This window comes from Saccharothrix australiensis (assembly GCF_003634935.1).
Taxonomy (GTDB): Bacteria; Actinomycetota; Actinomycetes; order Mycobacteriales; family Pseudonocardiaceae; genus Actinosynnema; species Actinosynnema australiense.
On the sequence record NZ_RBXO01000001.1, the window covers coordinates 5,591,210 to 5,604,725 of the forward strand.

The window sequence follows — 13,516 nt, forward strand, 5'->3', positions numbered from 1 at the left end:
CTGCTGATGTAGTCGTGATGGGGCTGGGTTTCACCGGCCTGCCTACCGCGGTCGCGGCGGCCGGCGCCGGTTTGCGGGTCACCGGGCTGGACAGCTCGGCCCAACGGGTGCGCGAGGTGGCCGAAGCCCGGCCCGGCTGTGGCCTCGGCACAGTCTCCGAGCACGCCTTGCGGGCCGCGTTGGCTACCGGGCGATTGACGGTGCGCGACGCCGCGTCGGGGCCGCCCGTGGCGGAAGTGCATGTGCTGTGCCTGCCCACGCCAGCCGATCGGCGTGGTGGCGTCGACCTGCGGCCACTGACCACCGCCGCGCTGGCCGTGGGGTCGGTGTTGAGGCCCGATGACCTGGTGCTCGTGCAGAGCACCTGTCCGCCCGGCACCGTGGCCGAGTCGCTGGTCCCCACCCTGGAACGGAGTTCGAGACTGCGCGCGGGAGCCGATTTCCACGTCGCGTGTGCGCCGATGCGCATCGATCCCGGCAACCGGTCGCACGGGTTCGCCGCGCTGCCCCGAGTGGTCGGCGGGCACACCACCCGATGCGCGGACCGGGCCGCTCGGTTCCTGTCGGGCGTGGCGCACGAAGTCGTCGGGGTGACCAGCACGTGTGCCGCCGAGTTGGCCAAGGTCTTCGAGAACACGTTCCGACTGGTCAACATCTCCTTGGCCAACGAGTTCGCCGCGCTGTGCCGGGCGTACGGGGTGGACGTCGCCGAGGCCCTGCGCGCGGCCGGGACGAAGCCCTTCGGCTTCCTGGGCCATGAACCCAGCGCGGGAGCGGGCGGGGACTGCGTGCCGGTGTCGGCGCGGTTCTTCACCGCTGCCGCTCGTCGCCGTGGCCTGCACAGCCCCTTGGTCGACACTGCCATCACCGTCAACGACGCGATGCCCGTGCACACCGTCCACAGGTTGCGTGAAGCGGTGCACTCGACCGGCAGGTCGCTGCGTGACAGCAGGGTGCTGCTTCTCGGGGTGGCCTACAAACCGGACATCCCCAACGTGCGCCAATCGGCGGCCATCGCCGTGTTGGAGGAGTTGCACCGCGAGACCGCCGTCGAGTACCACGACCCGTACGTGCCGGAGGTCGTGCTGTCCGATGGAACACGCCTGGCGAGCAGGCAGCTGGGTGACTTCCGGAGTACGGACCTGGTGGTGGTGATGACCCCGCATCGGGTCTACCGCGGCCTGGAGATCCTGGACGTGCCGGTGTACGACTGCGCATCCGGGTACCCCGTCCGGTCCGCGACGACGTTTATGAGGGTGGCATGACCGGCCAGTGGATTCGGGGGCCGATCGGCCCCGATGCCGACCGGAGGGTTACCGTCGCCGATTGTCGGACGGTGCTGGTCATGGTGCCCCACCCGGCTGCCGGGATTCGCCTGGTGTCCGATGTCGTTCCGTTGTTGCGCAACGACTCTCGGGTACAGGTCGTGTTCTCGGTGACCGACACCGGTCGCTGGTGGCAAGGCACGGAGGAGTACGTCCAGCGGCAGGGTGGTGTCGTAGTGCCCTGGCAGCAGGCCGCTCAGCACGACTTCGACCTGGTGCTCGCCGCCGCGTACAACGACCTGGACCAGGCACGGGGCCCGGTACTGTTGCTGCCGCACGGGGCGGGCCACCTGGCGTCCCGGAAGTTCAGCCGGCACGCCGGGTCGAACGCGGTGCCGCACCGCGGGCTGAGCCGTGAGTCGCTGACCCGGCGTGGGCGGGTGCTCCCGGCGGCGATCGGCCTCACGCATGACGACGAGTGGGACGCGTTGCGCTCGTCGTGCCCAGAGGCGTCGCACACCGGTGTAGTGGTCGGCGACATCTGCCTGGACCGGATGGTGGCGAGCCTGCCGCTGCGCGGGGACTACCGCGCGGCGCTGGGGGTGCCGGACGGCGCGCGCCTGGTGACGGTGAGTTCCACGTGGGCGCCCGACTCGACGTTCGGCCGGCGGTTCTCCCTGTGCCGAACGCTGCTCGACGAGCTGCCGGACGACCGGGTCGCGCTGGTGCTCCACCCGAACGTCTGGACGGTCCACGGCCGGTGGCAGATCCAGGCTTGGTTGTACGACTGCATGGCTGCGGGGCTGCTGGTCATCCCACCCGAGGAAGGGTGGCGTGCCACCATGATCGCCAGCGACTACGTGTTGGGTGACCACGGCTCCACCACCCAGTACGCCGCAGCGGTCGGCCGGTCCGTGGCACTCGCCTCATTCCCGGAGGACAACGTCCGGGCGGGCAGCCTCGCCGACGCGGTGCGCAGCCGCTTCCCGCGACTGGACCTCGACCTGCCGATCGCACCACAGCTGCTCCCGATCCGCGCTGCGGATCGGCTGTCCGGGCTCGTGTCATCGCGCCCCGGCACAGCGGCCGCGACGCTGCGCGCCACCATGTACCGGCTCATGGACCTGTCGGAACCGGTGCACCGGGCGATCACCGCGCCGGTGCCGCCGCCGGCGCCGGTGCGCTTGGAGCAGACGTGATGGCGTTGCTGGTGGCGAACGGCTTGGGCCCGGGACTGCACCAGCTGATCATCGCCGGTTGCGCCGGCCGTGCAGAGCAGCTCGTCATCGGAGAGGTCGACCGCGCCGCACCGGATCTGCTGAGGCTGGCCGACGTGGTGATCGGCCCCGATCAGGGTTCACCGAGTGCGGCGAGCCTGGCCTTCATCGTGGTGGCCTTCGGGTTCCCCGCAGCGGCGAACAGACCGAGTGCCTGCGCGTAGTGGTTGCGTGCGACGGGGAGGTCGCCGATGCCCTCGGCGGCTTCCCCGAGCAGCGCGAGCGTCTCCGCCTCGTAGAACGGTGATCCGACCCGCCGCAGTACGTCGAGCGCGGACTCAAGATGGCTGAGCGCTTGCGCAGGTCGCTTCCGACGCAAGTGGATCACGCCCACCGACACCAGGCACCGGGCTTGGCCGACGTGGTCGCCCAAATCCGCCATCGTCTCGGCCGCGGCGGCCAACTCGGCGCCGGCCTCGTCGTCCCGACCCAGTTCGGCGAGCACTTCGCCCACGCGACGCCCACACAGTGCCTCCGCCCGACGCGGACCGATGTCCCTGCGGATCGCGCGTGCTCGTGACAGGCGTTCCAGCGCGTTCTCCAGCTCTCCCACTCCCTGCAAGACCCCGCCGAGTTCCGTGAGCGCCACCGCCATGCCCTGCCGGTCACCGTCCTGCTCGGCGATCTCCAACGCGCGAAGCCCCTCGCGCTCCGCCTCCGAGAACTGGCGCAGTCCGCTGTAGGTGTAGGCGAGTTGCGCGCGGAGCTTGGCTTCCGCCGCGCGGTTGCCCGTGCGCACCGCCGCGGGAACGCCCAACTCGTGCAGCGCGAACCAGTCGTCGTAATGGCGGGTGTGCAGGAAGTAGCCCCACATGGCCTCGCAGAACTGCCAGGTCAGGTCGTCCCACGCCTGATCGGCGGCGAGCCGGCACGCTTCGCGCACATTGACCCGTTCATCGTCCAGCCACGCCAACGCAGCACGCGGGCTTTCCAGTGGCGCGACACCGCCGTGGAACCTCGGGCCGACCCTGTGCCTCGTGGGGCGCAGGGCGAGGTCGGCACCGACCAGCCGATCCAGGTACCACTCGACGACCCGCCGGGAGGCGGCGTTGCGCTGCGCCGCGGAATCCCACTCCGCCTGCTGTCGGGCGTGTAGCCGCAAGAGGTCATGGAAGCGGAAGCGCTCATCACCCACTTCGGTGAGCAGGTTCTTCTCCACCAGGCCGGCGAGCACGGGCTCCACCTCCGACACGGGCTCACCCACCGCGGCCGCCGCCGCGTCGATCCCGAACGAGGCACCGGGGTGCAGCGCGCACAGCCGGTAAGCGCGGGCATGGCGTGGTGGCAGCTCCACATAGGACAGGTCGAACACGGCCTCCACCGAGATGCCGTCCTCCAACGTGAGGCCGGCCAAGCGTCCGCTCTGCAAGGAACCGACTTCCTTCGACAACGTCCGACGGGGGCGAGTCGACAGTCTGGCTCCGACGACGGACAGCGCGATGGGCAGTCCACCGCACAGTTCGGCGAGTTCACGGGCGGCGTCAGGTTCCGACGCGACCCTGGGACCGACGGCCCGCGCCAGGAGCTCAAGGGACGACTCCACGTCGAAGGATTCGACATCGACGAACCTCGCGCCGTCGGCCGCGAGACCGCTGAGCCGCCACCTGCTGGTCACCACGACCGCGCTCCGCGGCGACGTGGGCAGCAGGGGTCTCACCTGAGCCGCGGACACCGCGTTGTCCAGCAGCACGGACACCGAGCGCTCGGCGGTGACCGTGCGGAACATGGCCTGTCTTCGGGACAGACCCGGCGGAATGTCGGCAGCCTGGACGCCCAGCGCCAGCAGGAACCACTCCAATGCCGTTTCCGGCGTGATCGGCCCCTCGGACGAGTGTGCTCCGAGGTCGACGTACAACTGGCCATCGGGGAAGCGCGATCTCGTGGTATGCAGCCAGCGCAGCGCCAATGACGTCTTGCCCACGCCTCCAGGACCGCTCACCACCGCGACCATCGCTTCGTCGTTCGCGAGCCAGCCGTCGAGCACCGCCAACTCCCGACGCCTGCTGGTGAACAGCTTCGGCGCCGGTGGGAGTTGGTGTGGGATGACCGGCTCCGGCGTCCGCTGGTGGTAGTGCACTTCTCCGACGCTGCCCGCTTGGACCACTTGCCCGTGCACCGTTCCCGGCACCGAGTTCTCCCCGCCTCGCTCCACGCGCGCTCCTCCCGTGCACTCCCTGTGATTCGAGTTTCACAGAAAGACGCCTGCACAGGTCCGCACGAAGGAGTCAGGATCAATCGCACTATAACGAATGCGCAACGATGATATTGTGGGTCAGCCTTGGTGCCGAAGAGCGGCACTGCCGGACGGATCGGTCCATACGTGTGGCGGCTGTGTTGGATGGCCCGCCTTCGTCGGGCGGCTCGGCCGCCATTGAGTCGGCGGCTCGCGGGGCGGGTTGTGGCGATCGAGAAGCGTGATCGGCACAACCCGCGCCGTGAACCACCGACGCGGCCTCGCGGGGAGCGACTTGGGTGGCGTGGGGAGCGACTTGGGTGGTGGTTTGGCGTGGTCAGCTCACGTGCAGTGCCAGGTACAGGTCTACGCGGCACGTGAAGTCCGAAAGGTCCGCGTTCAGTAGTTCCGCCACCCGCCCGATCCGGTAGCGCAGCGTGTTGACGTGCACGTGCAGGCGGGCGGCGGCGGTTGTCCATGAGCCCGAGCAGTCCAGGAACACGCGCAGCGTGCCGACCAGGTCGGTGCCGTGCTCGGCGTCGTAGTCCAGCACCGGGCCCAGCACCCGCCGCCGCAGCGAGCCCCGCAGCTCCTCCGGCACGCCCGCGAGCAGCAGCCGGTGCAGTGCGATCTCCTCGCCCGCCACCACGCACGTCCGGCCCGCGCGCCGCTCACCCAGCCGGCGCGCGTGCGACGCCTCCTCGGCCGCGCCCCGCAGCCCGCCCACCGCCACCGGCGACGACACGCCCACCAGCACGCGCGTCGCGCCCAGCCCCGGCTCGACGGTCCGCAGGGCCGCGCGCACCTCCTCCACCCACCCCGCCCCGGCCGGCGCGACCGCGTGCACCTCGGCGCCGACCACCCCGATCAGGGCCTGCGGCGCGACCGGGGCCAGCGCCTCCGCCAGCAGCGCCGCCACCAGCTCCACCCGCCCGTCGGACGCCGAGGCCACCAGCACCCGCAGCGGCACGTCGGTGGGCCGGCCGGCGGCCACGAGCCGGGCCGCCACGTCACCCGTGCCGGACCGCACCTCGTGCAGCAGCGGCCCGGCCGCGCGGTTCTCGATCTCCCGCGCCAGCACGACCCGCGACCGCACCACGCCGACGAGGCCGGCCAGCTCCGCCGCCACCTCGTCGCGCACCCGGTCCCCCGCCACGACCAGCACCCAGCCGGCGGTCCGGTGACCGCCGCGGTCGGGCACCGGCAGCAGCGTCTCGCCCCGCGCGACCAGCGGCTGGCGGTCGGCCCGCAGGAACTCGCGCACCAGGGCCGCCGCGTCGGGCGGCGCGGCACCCGCCACGACGTGCCCGGTGGTGGACAGCACCCGGCACGGCGCGCCCAGCTCGGTCGCGCCCGCCGCGACCAGCTCGGCGAGGCCGCCGCCCTCGGCGACGACGGTCAGCAGGCGTCGGTGCCTGCCGAGCTGGGCCCCCGCGTCGCCGACCCGCTCGGCGGCCAGCTCCCGCACCACCCGCTCGATGATGATGGCGAACGACAGGTCGACCGGCACCTCCAGCAGGGGGACGCCGTGCCGCCGGCACGCCTCCACCAGCGCGTCCGGCAGCCCGCCGCCGTCGGTGGCGGCGGCCGCCAGCGCCGCCGCCCCGGACCTCGCCAGCGCCGCCACGAAGGTCTCGCAGTCGGCCGCGGTCCGGTGCCAGAGCAGGCCGGAGAGCACCAGCTCGCCGCCGGACAGGTACCGGCCCGGATCGGGTAGCTCGGTGCCGTACAGGCCGGTCACGACCCGGTCCGGCGACGGACCGCCGACCACCGGGCGCAACCGCAGCTCGGGCATGCGCAGCAGGGCGTCGACGCGCAACACGGCCGCCTCCTCCCGTGGGCCACAGCGGTCCGCTTTCGTCCGATCGTGTTCGTAGGAAAGCACAAAACACCGCGTTGCAGGAGCCTGGGATTCCGGGCGCTCCGCCGTAGCCGGGCGGCCGGCGCTCCCGGTGTACTGGTGCGCGCACCGAGGGAGGACGAGTGACGGTCAGCACCCACGTGCTCGACGCGGGACGCGGCAGGCCCGTCGCCGGGATGGCGGTGCGGCTGGAGCGCGACGGCGAGACCGTCGCCGAGGGCCGCACGGGCGTCGACGGCCGCGTCACCGGCTGGCCGTCGGACGCGCCGGGCGTCTACCGGCTGGTGTTCGACACCGGCGGGGTCGCCCCGTTCTTCCCGGAGGTCGTGCTCGCGTTCCGGGTCACCGACCCCGACGAGCACCACCACGTGCCGCTGCTGCTGTCCCCGTTCGCGTACTCCACCTACCGGGGCAGCTGATGGACTTCCTGCGGCCCGACACGGTCGCCGAGGCGCTGGCGCTCAAGGCGGAGCGGCCCGAGGCGGTGCCCATCGCGGGCGGCACGGACGTGATGGTGGAGCTGAACTTCGACCGCCGCAGGCCGGCCGCGCTGCTGGACCTGACGCGGATCGCGGAGCTGCGCGAGTGGTCGGCGGGCGACGGCGTGGTGCGCGTCGGCGCGGGCGTGCCCTACGCGCGGATCATCACCGAGCTGGGCGACCGGCTGCCGGGGCTGGCGATGGCGGCGCGCACCGTCGGCTCGCCGCAGATCCGCAACCGGGGCACGGTCGGCGGCAACCTCGGCGCGGCCTCGCCGGCCGGTGACGCGCACCCCGTGCTGCTGGCCGCGGGCGCGAGCGTGGAGGTGGCGTCCACCCGCGGCCGCCGGCTGGTCCCGGCCACCGACTTCTACCTCGGCGTGAAGCGCACCGCGCTGGCGCCCGACGAGCTGATCACGGCCGTCCACGTGCCCGAGACCGGCGCGCCGCAGCAGTTCTCCAAGGTCGGCACGCGCAACGCGATGGTGATCGCGGTGTGCTCGTTCGCCATCGCGCTGCACCCCGCGCAGGGCCGCGTCGGCGCGGCGGTGGGCAGTGCCGCGCCGACGCCGCGCCGGGCGGCCGACGCGGAGGCGTTCCTGGCCGGCGAGCTGGCGGACGGTGACCGGTGGGCGTCGCCGCGACCGCTGCCGGACCCGGTGGTGCGGCGGTTCGGCGAGCTGGTGGCGTCGGCCGCGAGCCCGATCGACGACGTGCGCGGGTCGGCCGCGTACCGCAGGCACGCCCTGTCCGTGCTGGCCCGTCGGGCGCTGGGCTGGGCGTGGCGTGACTACACCGGGGAGGTGGGCTGAGCCGTGCGCGTGCGGTTGACGGTCAACGGCGAGCAGCGCCACGCCGACGACGTCTGGGAGGGCGAGAGCCTGCTGTTCCTGCTGCGCGAGCGGCTGGGCCTGCCCGGCTCGAAGAACGCGTGCGAGCAGGGCGAGTGCGGCTCGTGCACGGTCTACCTGGACGGCCTGCCGGTGTGCGCGTGCCTGGTCGCGGCGGGCCAGGCGCAGGACCGCGAGGTGCGGACCGTGGAGGGGTTGGCCACCGGCGACCCCGCGCGCGGCGACCGGCTCGACCCCGTCCAGGAGGCGTTCCTCGCGGCGGGCGCGGTGCAGTGCGGGTTCTGCACGCCGGGCCTGGTGGTCGCGGCGCACGACCTGGTCGAGCGGGTGCCCCACCCGACCGACCGGGAGATCCGGGAGGCGCTGGCCGGCAACCTGTGCCGCTGCACGGGTTACGAGGCGATCCTGGCCGCCGTGCGGCTCGCCGCCCGGTGGAAGGCAGGCCGATGACACCCACCGTGCCGGACGGGGTCGCGGTGTCCACGGTGGACGCCGATGGCACCGAGTTCCCGTTCGGGTACGTGGTGTTCGACGGTGACCGGATCACCGCCGTCGGCCCCGGCCGGGCGCCGCGACCGACCGGGCCGCACACCCGGGTCGACGGCAGCGGCTGCCTGGTCACGCCCGGCCTGGTCAACACCCACCACCACCTCTTCCAGTGGGCCACGCGCGGCCTCGCGCAGGACGCCACCCTGTTCGAGTGGCTGACCGCGCTGTACCCCGGTGTGGCGGGGGCTGGACCCGGGTATCACGCGCGCGGCGGCGTCGGCGGGCCTGGCCCGCCTCGCGACCACCGGCTGCACGACCGCCGCCGACCACCACTACCCGTTCCCCCGCGCGGGCGGCGACCAGTTCGACGCGCTGGTGTCCGCCGGCGGGCTGCCGCCGGACGACCAGGTGGAGACCACCGACGCCGCCCTGGCGGCGACGGAGCGGGCGATCGACGCCTACCACGACCCGTCGCCCGAGGCGGTGGTGCGGGTCGCCGTCGGGCCGTGCTCGCCGTTCTCGGTGAGCCGCGAGCTGCTGACCGGCGCGGCGGAGCCGGCCCGCGCCAAGGGCGTCCGGCTGCACACCCACCTCGCCGAGATCACCGACGAGGAGGGACCGGCACCGCGCCGGGTTCGGCCGCACCCCCGTCGAGCACGCCGAGGCCACCGGCTGGCCAGCTCGCCGACCTCGCCGTGTGGCGGCTCGACGGCCCGGACCACGCGGGCATCGACGACCCGGTGGCCGCGCTGGTCCTCGGTCCGCGACCGGTGGTGGAGCTGCTGGTGGTCGGCGGCCGGACCGTGGTGGCCGGCGGCGAGCTGCGGACCGCGTCCGACACCGCGCTCGCCAGGGACCTGCGCGCGGCGAGCGCCCGCCTGAAGGAGGCCCGATGAGCCCGTCACCCACCGGACTCGCCCCGTCCGCGGTCGGCGTCGTCGGCACCGACTCGCCGCGCCCGGACGGCCACCTCAAGGTGCGCGGCGAGTTCGCCTTCGCCTCGGACCTGTGGCACGAGGACATGATCTGGGGCGCGACCCTGCGCAGCCCCCACCCGCACGCCAGGATCACGTCGGTCGACGTGGGCGACGCGCTGGCGGTGCCCGGCGTGCACGCGGTGCTGACGCACCGGGACGTGCCGGGCCGCAACCGGTACGGGCTGGAGCACAAGGACCAGCCGGTGCTGGCCGAGGACGTGGTGCGCTACCAGGGCGAGCCGGTGGCGCTGGTCGGCGCGGACCACCCGGAGACGGCGCTGCGCGCGATGAAGCGCATCCGCGTGGCGTACGAGGTGCTGCCGCCGGTCGTGGACATGGAGACCGCGCTGGACGCGCCCCCGCTGCACCCCGGCGGGAACCTGGTGCGGCACGTGCCGGTGCGGCGCGGCGACCAGGCGGCCCGCGCCGAGGTCGTCGTCACCGGCCGGTACGAGGTCGGCATGCAGGACCAGGCATTCCTGGGCCCGGAGTCGGGCCTGGCGGTGCCCGCCGAGGACGGCGGCGTCGACCTGTACGTGGCGACCCAGTGGCTGCACGTCGACCAGGCGCAGGTCGCGGTCGCGCTGGGGATGCCGCTGGAGCGGGTGCGGCTGACGCTGGCGGGTGTCGGCGGCGCGTTCGGCGGGCGCGAGGACCTGTCGATGCAGATCCACGCGTGCCTGCTGGCGCTGCACACCGGCAAGCCCACCAAGATGGTCTACAACCGCGAGGAGTCGTTCTACGGCCACGTGCACCGGCACCCGGCGGTGCTGCACTACGAGCACGGCGCGGACCGCACCGGGAAGCTGGTGTACGTCAAGGCGAGGATCGTCCTGGACGGCGGCGCGTACGCGTCCAGCACCCCGGCGGTGGTCGCGAACGCCGCGACGCTCGGCGTGGGCCCGTACGAGGTCGAGAACGTGACCGTCGACTGCTGGGGCGTCTACACCAACAACCCGCCGTGCGGCGCGATGCGCGGGTTCGGCGCGGTGCAGGCCGCGTTCGGCTACGAGTCCCAGATGGACCGGCTCGCCGAGGCGCTGGGCGTGGACCCGGTGGCGGTGCGGGTGCGCAACGCCCTGTCCGAGGGCTCGGTGATGCCGACCGGTCAGGTGGTCGACTCGCCCGCGCCGGTCGCGCGGCTGCTGGAACTGGTGCGGGACAAGCCGCTGCCGCCGCCGCCCGGCGCGCTGGACCTGCGCGACGTGCCCGGCGGCGTCGCCAACACCACCCACGGCGAGGGCGTCGTGCGCGGGATCGGCTACGCGGTCGGTGTCAAGAACATCTGCTTCTCCGAGGGTTACGACGACTACTCGACGGTGCGGCTGCGGCTCCAGGTCGTCAACGGCGAACCGGTCGTGTCGGCGCACACCGCCGCGTGCGAGGTGGGCCAAGGGCTGGTGACGGTCATCCAGCAGGTCGTGCGCACGGAGCTGGGCGTGGACAAGGTCGTGCTGCTGCCACCGGACACCTCGATCGGCAACGGCGGCTCCACCTCCGCGTCCCGGCAGACCTACGTGACCGGTGGCGCGGTGCGGGCCGCGTGCGCCGCGGTCGCCGCGCGGCTGGCCGAGCGGTCGGCCGGCCGGGACGCGGACCTCGTCGAGCTGCTGGGCGACGACGTGATCGACGAGACCGCGGAGTGGCGGCACCGGGCGACCGAGCCGCTCGACCCGGTGACCGGGCAGGGCGACGCGCACGTGCAGTACGGGTTCGCCGCGCACCGCGCCGTGGTGGACGTGGACGTGGAGCTGGGCCTGGTGAAGGTGGTGGAGCTGGCCTGCGCGCAGGACGTCGGCAAGGCGGTCAACCCGAGGGCCGTGCTGGGCCAGATCCACGGCGGCTCGGCGCAGGGCCTCGGCCTCGCGGTGATGGAGGAGATCCTCACCGACGGCGGACGGGTGCGGAACCCGTCGTTCACCGACTACTTGATCCCGACCGCGCTGGACATGCCGCCGATGACCGTGGACGTGTTGGAGCTGGCCGACCCGAACGCGCCCTACGGCCTGCGCGGCGTGGGCGAGCCGCCGACGATCTCGGCCACGCCCGCCATCGTCGCGGCCATCCGGGCGGCGACCGGTCTGCCGCTGGCCCGCGTCCCGGTCCGCCCGGAGCACCTGTGCGCGCTCCCCGGCCCGGAGGAGGGCGGGACCGGGCGGTGACGGCCGCGCCGGGCGGTGCGCGGGTCCGTGCGACTCGGTCGACGGAGGACCGCCGCGTTCCCGGCTGCCCGCGTGCCCGGCAGCCCGCGTGCCCGGCAGCCCGCGTGCCCGGCAGCCCGCGCTCGTGGGCCGCCCCCCGTGCGCGGCTGCCCGGCGCGGCCGGCCGTCACACCCCCAGCAGCCCGCGCTCGTAGGCCACCGCCACCGCCGCGGCCCGGTCCTTCACCCCGAGCTTGGCGTAGACGTGCACCAGGTGCGTCTTCACCGTCGCCTCGCTGATGAACAGCCGGGCCGCCGCCTCGCGGTTGGTGCACCCGCGCGCGATCAGCCCGAGCACCTCGACCTCCCGGTCGCTCAACGGCTCGGCCGCCGGCGTCCGCACCTGGCCCACGAGCCGCGTGGCCACCGACGGCGACAGCACCGCCTCGCCGCGGGCCGCCGACCGCACCGCGCGGAACAGCTCGTCGCGCGGCGTGTCCTTGAGCAGGTAGCCGGTCGCGCCCGCCTTGATCGCGGGCAGCACGTCGCTGTCGGTGTCGTAGGTGGTCAGCACCAGCACGCGGGCGGGCACGTCGCCCAGCCGCCCGATCGCGGTCACCCCGTCCACACCCGGCATCCGCAGGTCCATCAGCACGACGTCCGGGTTCCGCGCCCGCACCACGGACTCGGCCTCCGCGCCGTCCGCCGCCTCGCCGACCACGTCGATGTCGCCCGCCGCCGCGAGCATCCCGCGCAGCCCGTCCCGCACCACGGGGTGGTCGTCCACGATCACGACCCGGATCACCGCGCCACCTCCGCCGGGATCGCGGGCACCGACGCCGACACCGCCGTGCCGCCGCCGGGCTCCGACTCGACCGCCAGCGAACCCGCCAGCCGCGCCACCCGCTGCCGCATCCCGAGGAGGCCGTAACCGCCGGTCGGCCGCTCCGGGTCGAACCCCGCGCCGTCGTCGCGGACGTCCAGCGTCACCACGTCCTCCATGTACGACAGGGTGAGCCCGACGCGGTCCGCCGACGCGTGCTTGGCCACGTTGGACAGCGCCTCCTGCGCGGTGCGCAGCAGGGCGACCTCCACCTCGGGGTGCAGGGGCCGCGCCGCGCCCGTCGTGGACACCGCGACGGGCACGCCCGTCTGGTCGGTCCAGCCCGTCACCACCTCGACGAGGGCGTCGGGCAGGTTGGCGCCCTCCAGCGCGGGCGGGCGCAGCGCGTGCACGGAACGGCGTGCCTCGGCCAGGTTCTCCCGCGCCAGCCGCAACGCCGTCCCGACGCGGTGCGACGGCCGGTCCTCGGCCTGGAGCTGGGTGATGATGCCGGTGAGCCCCTGGGCGAGCGTGTCGTGGATCTCGCCCGCCAGGCGCTGCCGCTCGTCCAGCACGCCCGCCTCGCGCGCCTGGATGAGCAGCTGGGCGTGCAGGCCGGCGTTCTCCTCCATCATCGCCGCCAGCTCCGCGACCATCTCCTTGCGCCGCCGCGACTGCTCGGCGGTGATGTGCCCGAGGAAGGTGAAGGTGATCGCGATCGTCACGATGAACACGACGATGAGCGCGAAGACCGCGATCGCCGCCGGTTCGGCCGGCGGCAGGCCGCCGTGCAGCGCGGTGGCGGCGAGCACCGCGTTGGCGACGACGCCGGCCACCTTGCGCCACCCCGGCAGCAGCTCGATCGCGAACACGTACCCGGCGAAGGAGAAGAACCCGAACACCGGGTCGCGCAGCCCCAGCACGCCGTAGCAGACCAGCACGCCCAGGAAGAACACCGTCATCAGGCCGTCGCGCGACCGCCACCGCGGGTGCAGCGTGTACCACCACAGCATCCACAGCGCGGTCGCGGCGGCGACGGCGAGGTTGATCGCGCGGTCCCCCGCGCCGTCCGCGGTGAGCAGCGCGTACATCACCGTCGGCAGCACGAGGGCGAAGTAGGGCACGACGTGGCCCGCGACCTCCAGCCGCCGCTCCCAGACGTCCAGCCGGTCTGCCACCT

At 73.7% G+C, this 13,516-nt stretch carries 11 protein-coding genes; 7 read left to right on the forward strand and 4 right to left on the reverse strand.

The window, feature by feature from the left end:
- Positions 1-17: 17 nt before the first annotated feature.
- Both C8E97_RS23600 and C8E97_RS23605 read left to right on the forward strand, forming a co-directional pair.
- Positions 18-1,265 carry a nucleotide sugar dehydrogenase gene (locus tag C8E97_RS23600; RefSeq protein ID WP_246019406.1) on the forward strand — a complete coding sequence of 416 codons (1,248 nt, stop codon included), beginning with the start codon at positions 18-20 and terminating at the stop codon, positions 1,263-1,265.
- Positions 1,262-2,464: a hypothetical protein gene (locus C8E97_RS23605; RefSeq protein WP_121007677.1), complete on the forward strand. Its 1,203-nt coding sequence runs from the start codon at positions 1,262-1,264 to the stop codon at positions 2,462-2,464. Before C8E97_RS23600 ends, C8E97_RS23605 begins: the two co-directional genes overlap by 4 nt.
- A 151-nt stretch (positions 2,465-2,615) precedes the next feature.
- Here the strand turns inward: C8E97_RS23605 and C8E97_RS23610 are convergent, their stop codons facing one another.
- Together C8E97_RS23610 and C8E97_RS23615 are read right to left on the reverse strand one after the other, a co-directional pair.
- Positions 2,616-4,619 (reverse strand): tetratricopeptide repeat protein, encoded by a 2,004-nt coding sequence (locus tag C8E97_RS23610; protein ID WP_147455211.1) that lies wholly within the window; start codon positions 4,617-4,619, stop codon positions 2,616-2,618.
- A 433-nt stretch (positions 4,620-5,052) separates the two neighbouring features.
- Positions 5,053-6,537 carry a helix-turn-helix domain-containing protein gene (locus C8E97_RS23615; RefSeq protein WP_246019101.1) on the reverse strand — a complete coding sequence of 495 codons (1,485 nt, stop codon included), beginning with the start codon at positions 6,535-6,537 and terminating at the stop codon, positions 5,053-5,055.
- 161 nt (positions 6,538-6,698) lie between these two features.
- On the opposite strand from C8E97_RS23615, the gene uraH reads away from it, so the two are divergent.
- The 5 genes from uraH to C8E97_RS23640 all read left to right on the forward strand — a co-directional run bounded on the left by uraH (position 6,699) and on the right by C8E97_RS23640 (position 11,534).
- Entirely contained in the window at positions 6,699-6,995 is a 297-nt protein-coding gene (gene uraH, locus C8E97_RS23620) for a hydroxyisourate hydrolase (RefSeq protein ID WP_121007679.1), read from the forward strand.
- A complete protein-coding gene (locus C8E97_RS23625) occupies positions 6,995-7,867 on the forward strand; it encodes an FAD binding domain-containing protein (RefSeq protein WP_121007680.1) in 873 nt (290 codons plus the stop codon). Before uraH ends, C8E97_RS23625 begins: the two co-directional genes overlap by 1 nt.
- 3 nt (positions 7,868-7,870) lie before the next feature.
- A complete protein-coding gene (locus C8E97_RS23630) occupies positions 7,871-8,356 on the forward strand; it encodes a (2Fe-2S)-binding protein (RefSeq protein ID WP_121007681.1) in 486 nt (161 codons plus the stop codon).
- A gap of 273 nt (positions 8,357-8,629) precedes the next feature.
- Positions 8,630-9,277 (forward strand): amidohydrolase family protein, encoded by a 648-nt coding sequence (locus C8E97_RS23635; protein WP_425470575.1) that lies wholly within the window; start codon positions 8,630-8,632, stop codon positions 9,275-9,277.
- Positions 9,278-9,287: 10 nt separating this feature from the next.
- A complete protein-coding gene (locus C8E97_RS23640) occupies positions 9,288-11,534 on the forward strand; it encodes a xanthine dehydrogenase family protein molybdopterin-binding subunit (protein WP_121007682.1) in 2,247 nt (748 codons plus the stop codon).
- Positions 11,535-11,700: 166 nt separating this feature from the next.
- Here the strand turns inward: C8E97_RS23640 and C8E97_RS23645 are convergent, their stop codons facing one another.
- Both C8E97_RS23645 and C8E97_RS23650 read right to left on the reverse strand, forming a co-directional pair.
- Positions 11,701-12,318, reverse strand: a complete 618-nt coding sequence (locus C8E97_RS23645; protein WP_121007683.1) for a response regulator — start codon at positions 12,316-12,318, stop codon at positions 11,701-11,703.
- On the reverse strand, positions 12,315-13,514 hold the full coding sequence (locus C8E97_RS23650) for a sensor histidine kinase (RefSeq protein WP_246019102.1): 1,200 nt from the start codon (positions 13,512-13,514) through the stop codon (positions 12,315-12,317). Before C8E97_RS23650 ends, C8E97_RS23645 begins: the two co-directional genes overlap by 4 nt.
- Between the last annotated feature and the right edge of the window lie 2 nt (positions 13,515-13,516).